The organism is Lacibacter sediminis, from assembly GCF_014168535.1.
Lineage (GTDB): Bacteria > Bacteroidota > Bacteroidia > Chitinophagales > Chitinophagaceae > Lacibacter > Lacibacter sediminis.
Map to the genome: position 1 here is coordinate 1,166,819 of NZ_CP060007.1, position 20,847 is coordinate 1,187,665.

The window sequence follows — 20,847 nt, forward strand, 5'->3', positions numbered from 1 at the left end:
ATATTAACAGATTTGAATGATTTCAGTCGGGGATTTTTTTGCAAATCAAATAATTACTCTGCTTCGACCTTGTAAATACCTTCATCTCTTGCAATGCCGCAAATCCTTCAGAATCGGGGTTCACACAATTTCTTTTTCTTTGCACTTATGCATCCCTCGCAACTTCAAATAAAAGATTATACATACGAGTTACCCGATGAGCGAATTGCCCGTTACCCGTTGGCCGAACGTGACCTCAGTAAGCTCCTCATTTACAAAGAAGGCAACATCAGCGAAGATGTGTACCGAAATCTTCCTGAACATTTACCAGCTGATTGCATGTTGGTGTTCAACAATACCAAAGTAATTGAAGCACGTATTCTTTTTCATAAATCAACCGGCAGCATTATTGAAATCTTTTGTTTAGAACCTGCGGCAGGTGTTGAACTTACGCAAGCGATGATGAGCCAGGGATCGGTTTGTTGGACTTGTTTGGTTGGTGGTGCAGGCAAATGGAAACAGCAGTTTTTAGAAAAACAACTCAGCACGCCAAAAGGCGACGTGTTGTTGAAAGCAGAAAAACGAAAGCAGGAACAAGGCAGTTTTGAAATTGAATTCAGCTGGGATAATGATCATTTCACTTTTGCTGAACTCTTGCATTTTGCAGGCGTATTGCCATTGCCGCCTTACCTGCAACGACAAACCGAAGCAGCTGATTATGACCGTTATCAAACCGTTTATGCAAGGCAGGAGGGTAGTGTAGCAGCACCAACAGCTGGTTTACATTTTACTCCTTTATTGTTACAGCAGTTACAGGAGCGGGGCATCAAAACGCAGTTTGTTACACTGCATGTGGGTGCCGGTACGTTTCAACCGGTGAAGAGTGAAACCATGGAGCAACACAATATGCACCGTGAATGGATCGAAATAACAACCGATACGATTGAAGATCTGTTGAAACAATTACCTAACAACATCATTGCGGTTGGCACTACTTCATTGCGCAGTATTGAAAGTTTGTACTGGATGGGAGTAAAAGCCATCATCAACCCCAATGCAGGCATCGAGGAACTGGAAGTGCAGCAGTGGGATGCATATGATCTGCCAAATCAAAAAACTTCTGCCAAAGAAGCCCTGCAGGCATTACTCGATTGGATGAAGCGAAACCAACTCAACCAACTAATCTGCCATACACAAGTATTAATAGCACCAGGTTACAAAGCACGCATTGCTTCGGCCATCATCACCAATTTTCATCAACCCAATTCTACCTTGTTATTATTGGTAGCTGCTTTAATTGGTAACGACTGGAAGAAGGTTTATGATCATGCAATGGCCAATAACTTCCGCTTTTTAAGTTATGGCGATGGGAGTTTGTTGTGGGTGAGGGAGAGTAGTGTTTAGCCGATAGTATTAAGCCGGTAGCGGTTAGGTAATAAGATTTCTGACTAACTACTTAGTACTGCCGGATATCGGCTTCTTCGTTTACTAACGTCTAATAGCTTGCCGTTCGTAGCTTTCTCCGATTTTTCTTGCTCATATGTATCCTTCTATTACCTTTGATTTCAGTTCGGGAAAACCAATCAACCAAATTGGTTCGTATCCTCACTTAAATATTATTTGTGGGAAAGCACACATCAAAAGTAACAGCGGCCGGCTTGTTAATTGCGTTAGGCATTATTTATGGCGACATCGGAACTTCTCCCCTGTACGTTTACAATGCTATCATTGGTAACCGGGTAATTTCAGAAACACTCATTGTTGGTACGTTGTCCTGTATTATCTGGACGCTGACGTTGCAAACTACCATTAAGTATGTGATCATGATCCTGCGGGCCGATAACCGTGGGGAAGGTGGCACTTTTGCTTTGTACGCTTTGGTGCGGCGCAGGCGCAAATGGTTGGTAATCCCGGCTATGATCGGTGGTGCGTCGTTGCTGGCAGATGGTATCATTACGCCGCCCATTTCTATTACATCTGCTATCGAGGGTTTGAAAGTGTTGCCCCAAATGCGTGATATGCCTGTGAATACAGTGGTAACTATTGTATTGATCATTTTATCGCTGTTCTTTTTTATGCAGCAGTTTGGTACTGGTTCAATTGGCAAACTGTTTGGTCCGGTAATGACGGTTTGGTTTACCATGCTTGCTATACTTGGAGCTGTTCACGTGTTTGATGATCTCGCCATTTTCAAAGCATTGAATCCATACTATGCATACGATTTCCTGGCCACCTATCCGGAAGGTTTCTGGTTATTGGGTGCGGTGTTTCTCTGTACCACAGGTGCAGAAGCTTTGTACAGCGATCTTGGTCATTGCGGAAAAGAGAACATCCGTATTTCATGGATCTATGTAAAAATTTGTTTGCTCATTAACTATTTCGGACAAGGTGCATCTCTTCTTGCAAACTATAACGGTAAGCTCATTGATAGTACGTTCAAAGCTGAATCCGGCATTCATGCATTTTATGATCTCATGCCGCATTGGTTCATTATAATTGGAGTTGCCATCGCAACTTCGGCCGCTATTATTGCCAGCCAGGCTATGATCTCCGGCGCATTTACCCTCATTAGTGAAGCCATGCGTTTGAACCTGTGGCCACGTTTGAAAATCGTTTATCCAAGTGAAGAGAGAGGACAGTTGTTCATTCCGGGCATGAATCTGTTTATGTTCCTCGGTTGTACGTTCGTAGTGTTGTATTTCCAGGAATCTTCGAAAATGGAAGCAGCCTATGGATTGGCGATTATTGTTACCATGATCATGACCACCATGTTGTTTGCTAACTTCCTCGTGTTACACCGTATCAAACCAATCTACATCTGGATATTCCTGGTAGGTTATCTTACTATAGAATTTGCTTACCTGGTAGCATTGATGGATAAATTTTTACATGGCGGTTACATTACACTCATCATCGGGTTGGTGATGTTTATAGTGATGTATGTTTGGTACCGTGCACGTAAAATCAAAAACCGTTACGTGGAGTTTGTGCGGTTAGATCATTATCTGCCGATGCTGCAGGAATTAAGTAATGATATGACGGTAACCAAACATGCAACCCATCTTGTTTACCTCACAAGTGCAAACAATCCCAAAGAGATCGAGCATAAGATCATTTATTCTATCCTTAACCGTAAACCAAAACGTGCCGATATTTATTGGTTTGTGCATGTGGATACATTGGATGATCCCTATACCTGCGAGTATGAAGTAAGCACCATTATCCCCAATGAGGTGATAAGGGTTGAATTCCGTTTAGGTTTCCGTATGCAGCCACGTATTAACCTCATGTTCCGTAAAGTGGTGGAAGACATGGTGAGCAATAAAGAAGTGAACATTACCAGCCGTTACGAAAGTCTGCAACGTAATAACGTTGTGGGCGATTTTCAGTTTGTGGTGATGGAAAAATTCCTGAGTCAGGATAATGAGTTGCCATTCTTTGAACGGATCATTATGCGTTTCTACTTTATGGTGAAGAAACTTGGACTGAGCGAAGAGAAAGGCTTTGGCCTCGATCAAAGCAATGTTGCGGTTGAGAAATTCCCATTGATCGTGGCGCCTATCAGTAGTCTTAAACTCAAGCGTATCTACAACGAAGAGGACGAAGAATAGCCGGTAGTTTGTAATTGATAGTTTGTAGTTATTTTAATTCGGTTTTTCTGAGTAATTTGATTGAGACTCCGACTGATAACAACAAACTATAAACTAATTATTTGTCTCCAACCATTCTCTATATTATTATCGGTTATGTCCTGTTGATGGTGATCGCTTATTTCATCCAGGAAAAATTTATTTTCAAGCCGGAGAAGCTGGCTGCCGATTTTGAATTCAAATACGATGCACCTTTCAAAGAAGTAAGTTTTAATCCTGAGCCTGGTGTTACCATTAGTGGTATTCATTTCAATGTAAAAAAACCGCACGGACTCATCATCTATTTTCATGGCAACACCCGCAGCATTAAAGGCTGGGGTAAATATGCACGTGATTTTTTTCGGTTTGGGTATGATGTGTTGCTGGTTGATTATCGTGGATTCGGAAAAAGTATTGGTAAGCGTAGTGAAGCAGCCATGTTGCGTGATATGCAGTTTGTGTATGATCAGTTGTGCCTGCAGTTTCCTGAAGATCATATTTTGGTTTATGGACGAAGCATGGGCAGTGGTTTTGCAAGTAAGCTTGCAGCAGATAATCATCCACGTTATTTAATTCTTGATGCACCTTATTACAGCTTCCGAAAAGTAGTGGAACGCTTTCTTCCTTTTTTGCCGATACGTTTAGTATTGCGGTTTCATTTACGAACCGATAAGTGGATCAAAGAAGTGAAATGCCACACCTACATAATACATGGAACGAAAGACTGGCTCATTCCAATTCGGCACAGTGAACGATTACAAGCTATTAATCCACGTCGTATCACCTTGATCCGTATTCATGGTGGTGGCCATAATAATCTGCCAACTTACCCGGAGTATCATAATTTTATCCGTGATATATTGAAAGTATAAGTATGCAGTTGAAAACAAAACGAAGATTAAAGAATACACTGAAGATAATCGTTGCGCTTTACCTGGTGGGTGGCGTTGCATTGTGGTACCTGCAGGAAACGATCTTCTTTCATCCAAAAAAAATACGTGCAGGTGAGCCTTTTCGTTATAAAGGACCACACGAAGAAGTGAATATTCCAGTTGATGCGTCATCCGTACTCAACTTTGTAAAATTCTTTCCGGCAGATACTGCATCCACAAAAGGAATTGTGTTGTACTTCCATGGCAACAGGGAGAATATTAACCGCTATGCAGCAGCTTCAGTTTATTTCACCAAACATGGTTATGAAGTTTGGATGCCGGACTATCCGGGCTTTGGAAAAACAACAGGCAAGTTCAACGAAGAACGATTGTATGATGATGCACATGCCATTTATAAACTGGCGACCAAACGATTTTCCGCTGATTCAATGATCATCTATGGCCGATCATTAGGTACAGGTGTTGCAACTGAACTGGCAAGTAATCAACCTTGCAAAAGATTGATCCTTGAAACACCTTACTATAGTTTGAGGGAGTTAGCAGGCGCACATTTCCCAATGTACCCTGTAGGTTTTCTTGTACGGTATCAATTTCCATTGTACGAATATTTACAAACAGTGATGGTTCCGGTTACAGTTTTTCATGGTACTAAAGATGCGGTGATACCTTACAAACACAGCAGCCGTTTAAAACCTCTGATGAAAAAAGGGGATGAGTTTATTACCATTGAAAAAGGCGGTCATAATAACCTCGCAAGCTATGATCTGTTTCAGCAAAAACTGGATAGTTTGCTGAGATGATTTTCCCGTCTCTGATTTCGTGCACAGCAACCTGTTTCATTTCATCAATCTCTTTAACCGTCATGTCGAGGAACGAGACATCTCCACGACGAAAGACGGTTTCAAACAAATATTACAGATAAAAGTTTAGGCTAATAATTCATTGCAAGGTGCCCGATTGTTTAGAGATGTCTCGTTCCTCGACATGACGAATCGGTCTGAATGATTATTTGCAGCAACTAAAATATTCTGGAGTAAAGGACGGGGCTGTCTTATTTACCTGCAGTTACCAGCATTTCAAAGTGAATGGTAATGATATCATCGATCTTGATGATGTTGAAGGGAGTCCGTGGGTGGATATCATAATCGCTCATAAGAATATCTTTACTGGCAGTGAGTTTGTAAAGATTGTCTTTGGTGCGTAAGAACTTTACCTGCATCAATTGTGGTTTGCTGATGCCGGCAATATGCATAACGGTGTTCACATTATAACTGTACACTTTGCCGGGCTGCATTTCTTTTTCGTTATGCAGTGGCTGTGCATTCAACAGGTCAACAGTAATAAAAGGGAACTCTTCGGCTTTTAAAGCTTTGTGCATATCCCTGTTCATCACATTATTTCTGCAGCTCAGTAATTTTGTTTTGATGCGGAGCTTAGCATTTTTGAACTGAATAAGCCTTGTTGATGGATTGATCTCGCCTTCGAGAATAGCAGGTTGAAACTTGTCTTTGCAATCGCATTTGAAGGTATTTACATTAGTGGAACCGAGGAGGTAGAGTTGGCTTTTTTCATCAATATGATACGCCAGTCTGATGGGAGTAAGCTTATCAGCAGAAAGCATGAAGAGAGATAATATGAATAACAGACGTAACATGATTGGTAAAATGAACAAAGCCCCGTTTGTTCAACAGGGCTTTGTTAGTTTGTGCAATTAGAATCCTACCACTGCTTCAACAACCACTCCTTTGAAGTTGCCTCCGTTCAGTATATTTCCTGTTGCATATCCTTTATAGTTCTGATTAACATATTCGCCTTTCAGAAGTACATTTTTAGTTAAGAACCAGCCTGCACCAAATGCTACACGATCAACAGTTTGTTCAGTAGTTGCATTTACCAGTTCACCTTTCACCTGGTTGTAACGTACACCAAGGAACACATTTTCTTTTGCACCAATTCTGTAAATACCATCTACTGCGAACTGGTTTACTTTACGTTTTGGAGTACCTGCTACTTTTTCATTGATAGTGCGGCCCTGTGCATTTTCGAATGTGCCGAAGAACTCAAAACCGTAAGCTCTTACCAACGCATTGAATTGTAATGCAGTGATCTGATTGGTAAAGTTTGGACTGATACGGCCTGATGTAAAGTTGTCTTTTGCAGTTGCATTTGCAGCTTCCATTGCAAACCAATAGTTGCTACCGGTACGGTCGCCTGCATACAATGTGCTGCGGCCAGAGCTGCTGTTGTGGAATACTGAACCTGCTACTCTTAATCTTAAGTTTTCATCAAACTTTTTATCATAAGCAAGTTTTGCAATGAGTGATGGGTTGCGTTTGTAGGTTTCAGTAGTGCTGCCTGGTTCCAATGGAGCCTGTACACCACCATTGATCAATCCGTTAGATGCACTTAAAACACCGGTAATATCACCTTTACGTAAGATCACTTCAGCACCAACTTCTGTTGCAAAAGCATCCATGATATAGTTTTCAATAAAGGGATTGTAAAGTGTTTGTCCACCATCAGAACGACGGAAGTGTTGATCACCATAGTTTAATTGATAGTGACCGATTTTGAGAGTTACTACTTTCATGATATCCTCCCAAACTTTTCCTTTGAATGGAACTTTATCAAATTGAATGTAACCACCTTTTACCCAAGCTTCGTTGTGGTGACGTGCAGAAAGATAAGTAACGAGGTTCAAAGCGATACCATCTGCCAGTTGCACATCAATGTTCAAGTTGGCTTGTGCCAAGTTGAAACCGGATTTTAAACGGGGGTATAATAGAGGGCTTCCTGCGGTGTTAGAATGTTTTAAACCCTGGAACTGTTGTGTAAAACCTGCACCGATACGAACTTTTAAACCATCAAAAGAAGTAGCGCTGTCTTTTGGAGATTCAAATACATTGATACCACTTTGATCATAAGGACGCCAGTTTTGAATTTTTGCCTGCTGACCTTGCATTGCTAAAGGTGACAGAAGAAGTGCGATTGCAGCACATTTTCTCAGACAGTTTGTAAGGAAAGGTTTCATATTTGTTTGTTTAATTGTTATTGTAATAAAATTGTTTGATTATGCTTTTTTGAGAATTACATCATAAGTAAGTGTTACTTCATCGCCAACTTTCATAGCGCCCAGCATAAAGCTTGGAGGTTTAATACCGTGGTTGCTCATGAGTATTTTGCGTGTACCTTTTACTTCAAGATCTCCACCAGGTAATGTTTTAATGCGCAGTGTGAGATCAGTTGGTTTGGTAACACCGCCTAATGTTAAGTTGCCGGTGATATTCATGATAGTTTCTGCACCACTTTGCTGCACACTTAACACTTTTGTAAATACATAAGTGATCTCTGGATATTTGTCAGCTTTTAATGTACTGTGAGTACGGCCATCCATCAGATCAGACTCTTTTGTACTTTTCAATGATGTTGTTTTTACTTTTACGGATGCAGCATTGATCTTTTCAAGACTTGTGCTGTTTAGACCAAAGTCGCCGGTTACAACAACGTTCGTTGCTTTTGAACTCCAGTCGTGAACATTAGATGTACCGTTTATGGTTAATTGAAAAGATTTGGTGCTGAATTTGCTTTGCGCACTTACTGTTCCTGCCAGCAGCAGTGTGGTGAGAAACAGGAGGATTGATTGGCGTATCATGATTTGTTGTTTAATTGTTTCGTGTTCAAATTGACTCCACAAATATTGCACGGGTACGCTAGCCCCAGAATGATCTAATGCAGGGTTTTGAGTGACTTGTGTCACAAGTTCAAGTGACGGGGGTCAGGCAGGGAAGGATGAAATGGCTGAAAGGCTTTGCAGCAAAGGGTTTCAGCCATCAGGGTTTAAAATGCTTTAAAGCAGAAAAGCCTGTAGAACATCTTCTACAGGCTTTTTTTTGATGAGAAATGAATTATTGTTCTTTTAACTGAACTGTTTGTTTGCTTACAGTTAATTGATAAGAAGCACCCACTTTCAACGCAAGATTTTCTTTGTCATGACTTACAGGGAAACCAAAACAAACAGGATACTTGTATTCATTGATTAGTTCATGAATAATGTTGTATACTTTTTTCCCGAATGGCCGTTCTGTATCCTGCATGTCCGTAAAGCCACCGATTATCAATCCTGCAAGATCATTCAGTTTGCCGCTGCGTTTTAACTGATGCAGCATACGATCAATATTGTAATGTTGTTCACCTATATCTTCTATGAACAGAATTTTTCCTTTGGTTTGATAATCGCTTTTGGTTCCGATAAGATGAGTGATCAAGGCCAGGTTACCACCTACAAGTTCAGCAGTTGCTTTTCCAGTTTGATTAAGACGATGTGTTTTGCAACTGTAGTTTGCTTTCTTACCTCCTAATGCTGCTTTGATTGATTGCACATATTTGTTTTTATAACCACCATCGTTAAACGCAGATGCCATGGATGAATGCAGTGTGGCAATTTTAAAATTACGGTTGATGTGTGCATGAAAGATGGTGATGTCACTAAAGCCAATGATCCACTTTGGATTTTTTTTGAATGCAGTAAAATCCAATTGATCAATAATGCGGCCAACACCATAACCACCACGTCCGCAAAGAATAGCTTTTACTTCAGGCGCATCAAGCATGGCCTGAAATTCATTCAAACGTTCTTCATCTGTTCCGCTGAAATAGGTTTTTGATTTGCTGCCGAGCGTTTTGCCCACCAGTACTTCATACCCCCATTGTTGTAACACGGTGATACAGGTTTGTGCTTTTTCAAGCTTCATATATCCTGCAGGGCAGGTAATGGCAATGGTATCGCCTTTTTTTAAATAGGAAGGAGTCTTCATCGTATTTCAGTTAAAGTGCTGCCGTTTGTTGTTACCTGCAATTTATGTTTCATGCCGCATTTCAATGCATAATTATTTTTCTGATGACCAACAGGAAAATCAAAACAAACAGGATACGTGCAATCAGGAATTTTTTCCATCACAATTTCATACAGGTTTTTACCAAATTCTTCAGCTGCGTCTTCACTTGCCTTGATCTTAAAACCACCGATGATCAATCCGGCTAAATGATCAAGCTTATCACTACGTTTTAAATTCCAGAACATACGATCAATGCTGTAGAGATATTCGCCGGTATCTTCTACAAACAAAATTTTATTCGTTGTGCGGAGATCACTTTTACTGCCCGCAAGTGATTCAAGCGTTTTTAAATTGCCCCCAACCAATGTTCCTGTTGCTTCACCCAACCGGTTCTTTTCATTGGCAGGAGCTGTGTATTTCATCTGCACTCCTTTTAATGCATCACGGATGGAAAGAATGGTTTCGATCTGTATCGGTTCTGCTTTGCTCCAGTCATCAGGAAAACTGTTGCACATTTTTGAATGAATGGAGGCAATACCAAAGTTGCGGTTGAGATGGCTATGCAGTACAGTAATATCGCTGAAGCCGATCATCCATTTGGGGTGCGCTTTCATTTTTGAGAAATCGAGCTGATCGATAATACGAACAAATCCATAGCCACCTCTTGCACAAAGAATGGCTTTTACCTTCGGGTCATCAATGAGTTGCTGAAAATCTGCCCGGCGTTCTTCATCAGTTCCGCCAAATGTGAAATCACGTTTACCAATGCTGCTGCCGATCTTTACGTTGAAGCCCCAGCTTTCAATTTGCTGAATGGCCGGTTGTATTTCCTTCTCCGTAATATAGCCAGCCGGTGAAGTAATACCAATTGTATCGCCGTCCTTTAAATAAGGAGGATGATAAGGTTCAGCCAGCCACTGTTCATCTGTACCGGCATGCAGTCCATCTGTCAGCAAAAGACCTGCTGGTAACATAGATTGTAAGAAATGCTTTCGCTTCATACGTTCAAATTATTTAAAAAAAGCCATATAGCGTTTTGTTAAGTCTTGCGTGTCTCATTTTTAATGGCATCTTTGCACGAGGTATTGCTTAAGTTATGCGGAAACTATTTTACTCATTCCTGTTTTTTGTTCTTTTCTGGATACTGTATTTTTCTCTTTGCAGATTGATCTTTATCCTGTTCTTCATGTCAAAAGTGCAGGAAGCTGGTACGGCCGATGTACTGAAATCATTCCTGTTTGGTTTGCCGATGGATATTGCAACCACGGCTTATATTGCCACACTGCCAATGCTTGCATGGGCTGTTTTGTTTCTTGCAGGGAAAGTGCCGGCCCGTTCAAACATTTACCGCTTGTACATGATCATCATGATCGTTTTGATCGGGTTTCTCACCATTGTTGATGTAAATACCTACCGTGAGTGGGGAACAAAATTAAACTACCGTGCTTTCCATGTTTTTTTTACTAAACCATCACTTGCATTAGCCAGTTCAATGATTCCGCCGGTTTTCATTTCGTTCATCATCGGTGTAATTCTGATCGTTATCGGTTTGCTTTTTTATTTCCGCTCAAAACCTGTTGTGCATATTCAGGAATATCCGCACATGATCAAACGTATTGTTATTGTGCTGGCCACCTTTGTTCTGTATGTGGTTGCTCTGCGGGGTGGAATTTCTACATCACCTTTGTCAATTTCATCAGCCTATTATTCAAACAATCAATCACTCAATCATGCTGCCGTTAATACGGAGTGGAATTTAGTGCGTGATATTATCGATCATCGATCGGCTCCTTTCAATCCTTATCTGTTTATGGATATGAAAGAAGCAAATGCAGTTTGTGATAGTTTGCTTGCAGCACCTGATTCAACAGTTTTGTTTTTGGATACCAGTAAACCAAACGTTGTGTTGGTTATTCTCGAAAGTTTTACTGCCGATCTGATGGCATCTCTCAATGGCGAAAAAAACGTAACCCCTTTTCTGGACAGTCTTGCAGCAAAAAGTTTATTGTTTACGGATATCTATTCATCCGGGTCACGGACTGATATTGGTTTCTTAACCATTCACAGCGGATTTCCTTCGCAGGCCATCAGCAGTTTGTTGACGATACCTGAAAAGGCGAAGAAAGTGCCATCGATTTCTTCGTCTTTGTTTCAAAATGGATATCATACTTCTTTTTATTACGGAGGCGAATCTGACTTCTTTAATTTCCGCTCGTTTATTTTGAATAAAGATTACAAAAGGCTTGTTGATATTCGTGATTTTGAGAAAAAAGATATTAACTCAAAATGGGGGGCGCATGATGGTGTAGTGTTGAACAGGGTACTTGCTGATTTGAAAAACGAACCGCAACCATTCTTTTCAACTGTATTAACATTAAGCAATCATGAACCGTTTGAAATACCGGTGAAAGCCCGGTTTCCGGGTAACGATCTTGCTGATAAATTTAAAAGTACAGCCCATTACACCGATCAGAGTTTGAAAGAGTTCTTTACAGCAGCGGCTAAAGAAGAATGGTATAAGAACACCTTGTTTGTATTGGTTGCAGATCATGGTCATCGGTTACCGGCAAAAAAACATGAGATCTATATGCCAAGGCGTTCGCAGATACCTCTCTTGTTTGCCGGTGAAGTATTGAAAGATGAGTATAAAGGAAAGCGTATAAATGTGTTGGGTTCACAAGGTGATCTGCCTGCTACGTTGCTTGCTCAAATGGGATTAGATCATAAAGCATTTTACTGGAGCAAGAATTTGATGAACCCCAACATAAGGCAGTTTGCTTTTAATTCGTTTGACAATGGTTTTCTCTGGATAGAAAAAGATGGCCAGGTTGCGTTTGATAACAATAACCGGAAAGTGATCAATGCTGCGGCTGCGCCGGCATCAGAAAAGTTAATGGTTAGAAGAGGTCAGGCTGTTTTACAGAAAGTATACCAGGAGTTTATCACTTATTAATTAAGCTGTCACAGTTGACAGAAAGGGTTTAAATTCATAGGGTAAAAAATATACTATGCGTTTATTGCTTGTATTCATTGCCTTCCTGTTTGCCGGATTAACTTCTGCACAAACTCCGGTTTTCCAAACAAAACAATACAATTTTGCCGAAGGGAAAGTGCTTCCTTATCGCATTCTTTATCCTGAGAATTATGATAAAACAAAAAAGTATCCGCTTGTTTTGTTTCTGCATGGGGCAGGAGAAAGAGGCGATGATAATCAAAAGCAATTAGTGCATGGTTCAAAATTGTTTCTTGAAGCTGAGAACCGAAAAAAGTTTCCGGCAATTGTCATCTTCCCGCAATGCCCTCTCAATTCTTTTTGGGCATCAATAAAAGTAGATACAACCGTACGGCCCCGTGTACTTTCATTTGATTATACAGGAGAAGCTAATTGGCCGTTGACTGCTGCCAATGAATTAGTGCAAAAAGTGACAAGTGAAGAAGCTGTTGATCTGAAACGCATTTATGTAGCAGGATTGTCGATGGGTGGTATGGGCACGTTTGAAGCTGTTTATCGTTATCCGAAATTATATGCTGCTGCATTACCTATTTGTGGTGGTGCCGATTTGAAAAGCTACAGTAACTGGACAGGCAAAACTCCTTTCTGGATATTTCATGGCGATGCCGATCCTGTAGTGAACGTAAAGCTGTCGAGAGATGCAAATGAAAAACTGAAGTCGATCAAAGCAAAAGTGAAATACACTGAATATCCCGGCGTAAATCATAACAGTTGGGACAGCGCTTTTGCCGAAACTGATTTTTTAAAGTGGATGTTTCAGCAGAAAAAGAAAAAATAGCAGTGCCAGACTTTTCAGATGCCAGCCCAACGGCTGGCATCTGCATTTTACGGGTTTGGGTAATGGAGGCGTTTATGGTACTTTTGCAATCCCCTGCTGCGTAGGGTTGCTATCTGTACAAGAGTGCGACGCAACAGGCGATGAACAGAAATTCTAAAGACGATTACAAAATGAGTTTACCAAAACGATATTTAATTACAAGTGCGCTTCCTTACGCCAATGGGTTGAAACATGTTGGTCATTTGGCCGGTGCTTATATTCCGGCAGATATTTATGCCCGTTACCTGCGTGCGCAGAAAAGAGATGTTGTGTTTGTATGTGGTAGTGATGAACATGGAACCGCTATCCCCATTCAGGCAACAAAAGAAGGCACAACGCCAAGAGCCATTATTGACAAGTATCATGAAGCGATGAAACAGGATTTTGAAGACCTGAACATGAGCTTTGATATTTATCACCGCACCAGCGAACCGATTCATCATGAAACAGCACAGGAGTTTTTTACTTATCTGCACGAACGTGGTGAACTGGAAACAAAAGAAACTGAACAGTATTTTGATGAAGAGGCAAAGACGTTCTTAGCTGATCGTTATATTAAAGGTACATGCCCCAACTGCGGCAGCGACCGTGCATTTGGTGATCAGTGTGAAAACTGCGGACGCACATTAAGTCCTGATGAGTTGATCAACCCGGTGAGCACACTCAGCGGTAAAGCGCCCATCAAAAAGAAAACATCGCATTGGTATTTGCCATTGGGTAAGCACGAAGAATTTTTGCGTGAATGGATATTGAAAGAACACAAGGATGATTGGCGTGCAACGGTAGTGGGACAATGTAAAAGCTGGATAGAAGGTGGTTTGCAATCACGTGCAGTAACAAGAGATCTTGATTGGGGAATTAAAGTTCCTTTGAAAGATGCGGAAGGAAAAGTATTGTATGTGTGGTTTGATGCACCAATTGGTTATGTAAGTGCAACCAAACAATGGGCACTTGATAACAACAAAGATTGGGAACCGTATTGGTACAGTGAGGATACAAAGCTTGTGCACTTCATTGGGAAAGATAACATCGTTTTCCATTGCATCATATTCCCGATCATGCTGAAGCTGCATGGAAACATTTTGCCAACCAATGTTCCTGCCAACGAGTTTTTAAATCTTGAAGGCGATAAAATGAGTACCAGCCGCAACTGGAAGCTCGACATGCGTGATTACATCAATGACTTTGTGAAAAAAGAAAATGGTGGTGGTCAAGCAGTTGATATGCTCCGTTATTACTTAACGCAGATCGCTCCTGAAACAAAAGACAGCGAATTTATGTGGAAGGGTTTCCAGGATGCAGTGAACAGCGAGCTGGGAAATATCTTCGGCAATTTTGTGAATCGTACATGGGTGTTGATGCATAAACTATGTGGCAGCAAAGTACCGAAGCTGCATGAAGATGTGTTGACAGACGATGACAAATGGATCATAACGGAAATCGAAAATGCAAAAGCGAAAGTTGAAAATCTTTTAGAAGAATATAAGTTCCGTGAAGCACTGTTTGAAGTAATTGATCTCAGCCGCAAGGGCAATCAGTACATGCAGAAAAAGGAACCATGGATCGTTGCAAAGAAACTCGCCGGCGATCCCGAAGCACAAAAAAGTATTGACAACACGATGCACTTGTGTTTGCAGTTGAGTGCAAACCTTGCGATCCTCATCAATCCATTCTTACCAAACACAGCGAAGAAAATGTTGGGTATGATGAAGGTGGTGGAGAAAATGCTCGATTGGGAAAATGCAGGCAAACTAAAATTGTTGAGTGTAGGTTATGCCATGCGTGCACCTGAACTGCTGTTCAGAAAAATTGAAGATGACGAAATTAAGTATCAAGTAGAAAAATTAAAGTCTGGACTGGTGAAACCCGAAACAACAACTGTAAAAGTGGAAGAAACAAAATCTGAAACCGTCAATCTGAAATCGGAGATCCAGTTCGATGATTTCGCTAAGATCGATCTTAAAGTAGGAACGATTATTACTGCTGAGAAAGTAGAGAAAGCAGATAAGTTGTTGAAGCTGTCAGTTGATCTCGGTTTTGAAACAAGAACTATCGTGAGTGGTATTGCGTTGCATTTTGCACCCGAAGATATTGTTGGAAAGCAGGTAGTAGTGGTTGCGAACCTTGCCCCACGTAAAATGCGTGGTATTGAAAGCAACGGCATGATCTTAATGGCAGAAGATAAAGAAGGGAAGCTGCATTTTGTAAAGCCTGAAGCAGCGATCAATCCTGGAGCCGGCGTAAGTTAATCTTGCTTAATTCAAAAAAAAGTGACATTATTGTTGCTGGAATGTAAATGAACGTTGAACAATTAGTACCATAATGTGTTCTTCAAATTGAACGCAACATTGTTTGTTGAATCATTTTCAGTTTTTTGTTAAACAACTATATTTTTTGTTCACTACTGCAACATATAATGAAACAGATCTGGTAGCCCGTTTGAATAACGGCGATCAGCAGGCGATGTCTGAACTCTATGATCGTTTTTCGGGTGCCATCCTTGGTGTCATCATGAAAATCATCACAGATCAGGCTACGGCTGAAGATGTCTTGCAGGAAGCCATGCTTAAAATATGGAACAACATCGGCAGTTTCGATACATCCAAGGGAAGATTGTTTACCTGGATGATCAACATTGCACGGAACCAGGCTATCGACAAAACACGGTCGAAAAACTTTAAGAACAGTTCGCAAAACTCTTCTTTAGAAGATTCCGTATATGTTAGCGAAACCGTTCCTTCAGCAGGAGCAAGTGTTGATACAATGGATGTTCAAAACTGGCTATTACATCTGCCCGAAGAAAACCGACAGTTAATGCGATTAGCTTATTTCATGGGTTACACCCAGGAAGAGATAAGCAAAGAATTAAATATGCCGTTGGGGACAGTCAAAACCAAAATCAGGAATAGTTTAATTGTATTACGTAAAAAACTAAATGTAACCTGACGTGGATTTAAGTTGTATCATACAATCCGGTGACCTGGAACTTTATGTTCTTGGTATGCTTCCTCCCGAAGAGGCGAGCAAAGTGGAAACACTTGCCCAATTGTTCCCCGAAATTCAGCAAGAACTGGATGCCATTGCTTCAACATTTGAAGCAGGCGCTATGCAAATGGCCGTTACCCCATCTTCTTCTGTTAAAGACAAATTAATGGCTTCGCTTCCTGCAAAATCAGGAGTTGTTGCCACACCTGAAGCAAACGGTTCACCCGCCAAAGTGGTGGAGATGAAACCTGTTGCTGAACAACGTTCTTCTTTCAGCAAATTGGCTATCGCAGCTTCATGGGGTTTGTTCCTGTTGGCTGGTGCTTTTGCAATTTACCTGTACAATGGTAACCAGCAATTGAAAACCGATGTGGCAACGTTGCAACAAAATGCAACCACCTCTGAACAACAGGTTGCTGAACTCAATAAAAAAGTTTCTTCTTACGAATTATACCGCCAGTTAAAATCAGATCCTTCGTTGACTTCTGTTGCATTAGCTTCTGTGAAGCCTGACGTAAAACAGCAAGCAGAAGTGTTCTGGAATAAAACTACCGGTGAGTTATTCATTGATCCTTCTTCGTTACCGCCTGCACCAAAAGGTAAGCAGTACCAACTCTGGTTCCTCATTGATGGACAACCAACAGATGCGGGTATGATCAGTTTAACCGATGTGGCTTCTATTCAAAAAATGAAGCAGGCAAAGCCCGGAGCTCAAATGTTCGCCATTACACTTGAAGACGAAGGTGGTAAACCTACTCCTGACCTGAATGCATTGGTTGTGGCCGGCAAAGTGAGCTGATCTTTCTCTGCAAAAATTTAGCTGTTAATTTCATTTCAAGTCTTTTGTGAAATAGCTTTTAATGCTATCTTCGATGTAAATAGTTAGTTATGCAACTATTTTTTAAAAGCTTGAAATATGAAAAGAACAATTAAGAAAGTTGCTGTATTAGGTAGCGGCGTTATGGGTTCACGTATTGCCTGTCATTTTGCAGGAGTTGGTTTACAAACAATTTTATTGGATATGGTGCCGAAGGGTTTTGAAGAAAGCACCAAACCTGCTGAACGAAATAAATTAGTGAATGATGCATTGGCTGCGGCTATCAAAAGCAATCCATCGCCTGTCTATACCAAGGACGTCATCAAAAAAATTACTACGGGCAACTTCACCGATAACATGAAAGATATTGCTTCCTGCGATTGGGTGATAGAAGTTGTAGTGGAGCGTCTTGATATCAAACAACTCATTTTTGAACAGGTAGAAAAATTCCGAAAGCCTGGAACATTGATCACTTCCAATACTTCCGGTATTCCCATCAGTATGATGGCGGAAGGAAGAAGCGATGATTTCAAAAAACATTTCTGCGGTACCCATTTTTTTAATCCGCCACGCTATCTGCGTTTACTGGAAATTATTCCAACAAAATATACTGATCAGTCGGTAGTTGATTTCTTAATGAACTACGGTGATCTCTATCTGGGTAAAACAACTGTGTTATGTAAAGACACACCTGCATTCATCGCTAATCGTGTTGGTGTATTTGGGATGATGGCCATCATGAATGCAATGGAGAAAATGAAGTTGACCATTGATGAGATTGAAGCATTGACAGGTCCGATCATTGGCCGACCAAAATCTGCCACCTTCCGCACAGGTGATGTAGTTGGTTTGGATACATTGGTGAAAGTAGCGAAAGGAGTTGCAGAGAATTGTCCCGATGATGAAGCAAAAGAAATTTTTGCCATTCCTTCCTGGTTAAATAAAATGATTGAAAACAACTGGCTGGGTGATAAAGCCGGTCAGGGTTTCTTTAAGAAAAATAAAAGTGCCGGTGGTGAGAAAGAAATTCTCACACTCAACCTGCAGACCATGGAATATGGTCCACGTGTAAAACCAAAGTTTGCAAGTGTTGAAGCTGCAAAACCCATCGACGATCTCAAAACAAGATTGAAGATGTTGTTTAACAGTACCGATAAAGCCGGTGAGTTCTATAAACAGTTTCATTATAGTTTGTTCTCGTATATCTCACATCGTATTCCGGAGATCAGCGATGAAGTCTATCGTGTTGATGATGCAATGATGGCCGGTTTTGGCTGGGAAATCGGTGCATTTGAAAGCTGGGATGTATTGGGCGTTGCCAAAACAGTTGATGCCATGAAAGCTGCCGGTTATAAAGTAGCTGCGTGGGTGGATGAAATGATTGCAAGTGGTGCAACCAGTTTCTATAAAGTAGAAAATAACAAACGAGTTTGCTACGATCCTGCAAGTAAAACGTACAAAGTAATTCCGGGCGGCGATGCATTTATTGTGATGAAGAATTTCGAGAACCAGACTATTTGGAAAAATGCAGCCTGCAGAACTTATCATTTAGGTGATGATGTGTTGGGATTAGAGTGGAGTACAAAAATGGGCAGCATTGGCGGTGAAGTGCTGGAAGGTATTCAAAAAACAATTGCACTAGCAGAAGAGAAATATAAAGGAGTAGTGATTGCGAATGATGCAGCACAGTTCAGTGCAGGAGCCAATGTGGGTATGATCTTTATGCTCGCCATTGAACAGGAGTACGACGAACTTGATATGGCCATCCGTATGTTCCAGAATACGATGATGCGTGCACGCTATTCATCAATACCTGTTGTTGTTGCTCCACACGGTTTAACATTGGGTGGTGCATGCGAATTGAGTTTGCACAGTGATAAAGTTTGTGCAGCAGCAGAAACTTATATTGGACTTGTTGAACTTGGTGTTGGGTTGATTCCCGGTGGCGGTGGCACCAAAGAATTTGTATTACGTGCAGCCGATGAGATGCATGAAGATGAACCGGAAACCATCACGCTCAAAAACCGTTTCTTGTCAATAGCTACAGCAAAAGTTGCCACATCAGCAAAAGAGGGGTTTGAGATGGGTGTATTCCGCAAAGGACTGGACGAAGTAGTAATGAACCAAGGTCGCCGTATCAGCGAAGCAAAAAAATCCGTCATCGAATTATTCGATAGTGGTTATGTAGCTCCTGTACAACGCAGCGATGTAAAAGTCTTAGGTCGTTCTGCTCTTGGTGCATTGCTTGCCGGTATCAACGGAATGAAAACAGCAGGTTATGCAACAGAACATGATTCTGTTGTTGCAAAAAAACTGGCGTATGTGATGTGCGGTGGTGACTTAAGTGAACCCACATTGGTTACCGAACAATACTTACTCGATCTGGAAAGAGAAGCTTTCTTATCACTTTGTGGTGAAAAGAAATCGTTGGAAAGAATACAGAGTGTGTTGAAGGGTGGTAAGCCGGTGAGGAATTAAATAATTATTCATTCGAAATAGAAAGCGTTGGTTAATTTTAATCAACGCTTTTTTTATGCAATACAAGGTCGCTGTTTTTATTTTCAACGAAGTAGAGGTATTGGATTTTGCTGGTCCGTTTGAAGTTTTTAGTGTCGCTGGTTTGCGAACACTGCCAGAAGCGCCGTTTGATGTGTTTACTGTTGCACAGTTTGAAACCATTCAAGCAAGAAATCATTTAACCATTAAGCCAAAGTATACATTAGCAACAGCACCTAACGCTGATATCATTCTCATTCCCGGTGGTGGTGGTCGCCATGCAGACGGAACTCCGTTCGGCAGCAGAAGAGAAATGAACAACCCGATTGTACTCAACTGGGTAAAAGAACAGGCTGCACATGCGAAGTTGGTCTTGAGTGTTTGTACCGGATCACTCATTTTGGGTAAAGCCGGGTTGCTTGACGGATTGGAAGCAACTACTCATTTCAAAGCGATTGATGGATTAAAAGAAATTTCCGATCAGATTCATGTAAAAGAAAATGTACGGTTTGTTGATAACGGAACAGTTATTACTTCAGCTGGGATCTCTGCAGGTCTCGATATGAGTTTGTATACGGTTGGTAAGTTGTTTGGTAAAGAAACAGCAGACGAAACAGCGAAGTATATGCAGTATGATTACTGGAAGGGATAAGTTTATTAATAATGATTGACTATAAGTTCATTTGAAAATACAGAATATGAAACACCTTGTTATTATTGTAATTCCATTATTGTTTCAGCAGCAACTTTTCTCGCAACAAGATTATTCGGGAGTTTATGGAGAAAAAATTCCTTTATCTAAAGAGATGAGGGAAGTATACAAAGAACTAAGCCCTGATAAAGATGATTTTGGTTATGATGCCAAACTTATTCTTAAAAAAGTAAGTGGTAATAAGTATAAGTTCTGGCTCTACGTATGTAAAGGATTTCCAAGTTATAATAGCGGGCAGATTGATGGGTTTATTGAATTTAATAGCATGAAATCTAAATTCAGGCTAGTTGATGATATTGTCGGTAGTTGTAAGCTCGATTTCAGTGTCAATGGTAAGACTATTTTGATTGATCATGATTATGAAAATGGTTATTGCGGATTTGGTGCAAATGTGACAGCACAAGGTGTTTATCCTTTAAAGCGAAAACAGGTCAGAACAGAGGATATTGAAGAGACTTTTCAATACGACGTCGAAGAGGTTACAATTGCGAAGGCAAAAGCATACATCTACAAAAATCAAAATGATATGAATCCGTCTATGCAATACTTTGTAAAGGGTGATCGAATTCTTTTATTAAAGGATGAAATAAATCGTGTCTACACAGAATTTATTTCGGCGTCAGGGAAATTTGTATTTGGATGGGTGAATAAAACTGATTTAAAGAATTAAA

17 protein-coding genes are annotated in these 20,847 nt (G+C 40.7%); 12 read left to right on the forward strand and 5 right to left on the reverse strand.

Annotation, left to right across the window (positions count from 1 at the left end; genetic code table 11):
• Positions 1–147: 147 nt before the first annotated feature.
• The 4 genes from H4075_RS05270 to H4075_RS05285 all read left to right on the forward strand — a co-directional run bounded on the left by H4075_RS05270 (position 148) and on the right by H4075_RS05285 (position 5,301).
• Complete coding sequence (locus H4075_RS05270; RefSeq protein WP_182804823.1) at positions 148–1,383, forward strand: S-adenosylmethionine:tRNA ribosyltransferase-isomerase; 1,236 nt, start codon at positions 148–150, stop codon at positions 1,381–1,383.
• Positions 1,384–1,601: 218 nt separating this feature from the next.
• Entirely contained in the window at positions 1,602–3,590 is a 1,989-nt protein-coding gene (locus H4075_RS05275) for a KUP/HAK/KT family potassium transporter (protein ID WP_182804825.1), read from the forward strand.
• Between the two features lie 101 nt (positions 3,591–3,691).
• Positions 3,692–4,480 (forward strand): alpha/beta hydrolase, encoded by a 789-nt coding sequence (locus H4075_RS05280; protein ID WP_255460344.1) that lies wholly within the window; start codon positions 3,692–3,694, stop codon positions 4,478–4,480.
• A 2-nt stretch (positions 4,481–4,482) separates the two neighbouring features.
• Positions 4,483–5,301 carry an alpha/beta hydrolase gene (locus H4075_RS05285; protein WP_182804827.1) on the forward strand — a complete coding sequence of 273 codons (819 nt, stop codon included), beginning with the start codon at positions 4,483–4,485 and terminating at the stop codon, positions 5,299–5,301.
• A 251-nt stretch (positions 5,302–5,552) separates the two neighbouring features.
• Here H4075_RS05285 and H4075_RS05290 read toward each other — a convergent pair whose 3' ends face one another.
• The 5 genes from H4075_RS05290 to H4075_RS05310 form a co-directional block, all read right to left on the reverse strand.
• Entirely contained in the window at positions 5,553–6,155 is a 603-nt protein-coding gene (locus H4075_RS05290; protein WP_182804829.1) for a YceI family protein, read from the reverse strand.
• A 57-nt stretch (positions 6,156–6,212) separates the two neighbouring features.
• Positions 6,213–7,532 carry a hypothetical protein gene (locus H4075_RS05295; protein ID WP_182804831.1) on the reverse strand — a complete coding sequence of 440 codons (1,320 nt, stop codon included), beginning with the start codon at positions 7,530–7,532 and terminating at the stop codon, positions 6,213–6,215.
• A 39-nt stretch (positions 7,533–7,571) separates the two neighbouring features.
• Positions 7,572–8,153 carry a YceI family protein gene (locus tag H4075_RS05300; RefSeq protein WP_182804833.1) on the reverse strand — a complete coding sequence of 194 codons (582 nt, stop codon included), beginning with the start codon at positions 8,151–8,153 and terminating at the stop codon, positions 7,572–7,574.
• A 253-nt stretch (positions 8,154–8,406) separates the two neighbouring features.
• Entirely contained in the window at positions 8,407–9,315 is a 909-nt protein-coding gene (locus H4075_RS05305; protein ID WP_182804835.1) for a S66 peptidase family protein, read from the reverse strand.
• Entirely contained in the window at positions 9,312–10,337 is a 1,026-nt protein-coding gene (locus H4075_RS05310) for a S66 peptidase family protein (protein WP_182804837.1), read from the reverse strand. Before H4075_RS05310 ends, H4075_RS05305 begins: the two co-directional genes overlap by 4 nt.
• 185 nt (positions 10,338–10,522) lie before the next feature.
• Here H4075_RS05310 and H4075_RS05315 point away from each other — a divergent pair, with 185 nt between their 5' ends.
• From H4075_RS05315 to H4075_RS05350, 8 genes are all read left to right on the forward strand, one after another.
• Entirely contained in the window at positions 10,523–12,289 is a 1,767-nt protein-coding gene (locus H4075_RS05315; RefSeq protein WP_182804839.1) for an LTA synthase family protein, read from the forward strand.
• Between the two features lie 55 nt (positions 12,290–12,344).
• Positions 12,345–13,127, forward strand: a complete 783-nt coding sequence (locus tag H4075_RS05320; RefSeq protein ID WP_182804841.1) for a carboxylesterase family protein — start codon at positions 12,345–12,347, stop codon at positions 13,125–13,127.
• Between the two features lie 170 nt (positions 13,128–13,297).
• Positions 13,298–15,415, forward strand: a complete 2,118-nt coding sequence (gene metG, locus H4075_RS05325) for a methionine--tRNA ligase (RefSeq protein ID WP_182804843.1) — start codon at positions 13,298–13,300, stop codon at positions 15,413–15,415.
• Positions 15,416–15,560: 145 nt separating this feature from the next.
• Positions 15,561–16,112: an RNA polymerase sigma factor gene (locus H4075_RS05330; protein ID WP_182804845.1), complete on the forward strand. Its 552-nt coding sequence runs from the start codon at positions 15,561–15,563 to the stop codon at positions 16,110–16,112.
• 1 nt (position 16,113) lies between these two features.
• Positions 16,114–16,950: an anti-sigma factor gene (locus H4075_RS05335; protein ID WP_182804847.1), complete on the forward strand. Its 837-nt coding sequence runs from the start codon at positions 16,114–16,116 to the stop codon at positions 16,948–16,950.
• Between the two features lie 117 nt (positions 16,951–17,067).
• Positions 17,068–19,446, forward strand: a complete 2,379-nt coding sequence (locus tag H4075_RS05340; protein ID WP_182804848.1) for a 3-hydroxyacyl-CoA dehydrogenase/enoyl-CoA hydratase family protein — start codon at positions 17,068–17,070, stop codon at positions 19,444–19,446.
• Between the two features lie 55 nt (positions 19,447–19,501).
• The gene (locus H4075_RS05345; RefSeq protein ID WP_182804850.1) at positions 19,502–20,116 is read left to right on the forward strand and encodes a DJ-1/PfpI family protein; all 615 of its coding nucleotides are present in this window, start codon (positions 19,502–19,504) and stop codon (positions 20,114–20,116) included.
• Between the two features lie 46 nt (positions 20,117–20,162).
• A complete protein-coding gene (locus H4075_RS05350; protein WP_182804852.1) occupies positions 20,163–20,846 on the forward strand; it encodes a hypothetical protein in 684 nt (227 codons plus the stop codon).
• The last annotated feature ends 1 nt before the right edge of the window (position 20,847 follow it).

What these genes read in the sequence shown, in the direction of transcription:
- H4075_RS05270 (WP_182804823.1), top strand. Translation starts at nt 148, where the DNA reads ATGCATCCCTCGCAACTTCAAATAAAAGATTATACATACGAGTTACCC.
- H4075_RS05285 (WP_182804827.1), top strand. Translation starts at nt 4,483, where the DNA reads ATGCAGTTGAAAACAAAACGAAGATTAAAGAATACACTGAAGATAATC.
- H4075_RS05290 (WP_182804829.1), bottom strand. Translation starts at nt 6,155, where the DNA reads ATGTTACGTCTGTTATTCATATTATCTCTCTTCATGCTTTCTGCTGAT.
- H4075_RS05295 (WP_182804831.1), bottom strand. Translation starts at nt 7,532, where the DNA reads ATGAAACCTTTCCTTACAAACTGTCTGAGAAAATGTGCTGCAATCGCA.
- H4075_RS05300 (WP_182804833.1), bottom strand. Translation starts at nt 8,153, where the DNA reads ATGATACGCCAATCAATCCTCCTGTTTCTCACCACACTGCTGCTGGCA.
- H4075_RS05305 (WP_182804835.1), bottom strand. Translation starts at nt 9,315, where the DNA reads ATGAAGACTCCTTCCTATTTAAAAAAAGGCGATACCATTGCCATTACC.
- H4075_RS05310 (WP_182804837.1), bottom strand. Translation starts at nt 10,337, where the DNA reads ATGAAGCGAAAGCATTTCTTACAATCTATGTTACCAGCAGGTCTTTTG.
- H4075_RS05315 (WP_182804839.1), top strand. Translation starts at nt 10,523, where the DNA reads ATGTCAAAAGTGCAGGAAGCTGGTACGGCCGATGTACTGAAATCATTC.
- H4075_RS05320 (WP_182804841.1), top strand. Translation starts at nt 12,345, where the DNA reads ATGCGTTTATTGCTTGTATTCATTGCCTTCCTGTTTGCCGGATTAACT.
- metG (WP_182804843.1), top strand. Translation starts at nt 13,298, where the DNA reads ATGAGTTTACCAAAACGATATTTAATTACAAGTGCGCTTCCTTACGCC.
- H4075_RS05340 (WP_182804848.1), top strand. Translation starts at nt 17,068, where the DNA reads ATGAAAAGAACAATTAAGAAAGTTGCTGTATTAGGTAGCGGCGTTATG.
- H4075_RS05345 (WP_182804850.1), top strand. Translation starts at nt 19,502, where the DNA reads ATGCAATACAAGGTCGCTGTTTTTATTTTCAACGAAGTAGAGGTATTG.
- H4075_RS05350 (WP_182804852.1), top strand. Translation starts at nt 20,163, where the DNA reads ATGAAACACCTTGTTATTATTGTAATTCCATTATTGTTTCAGCAGCAA.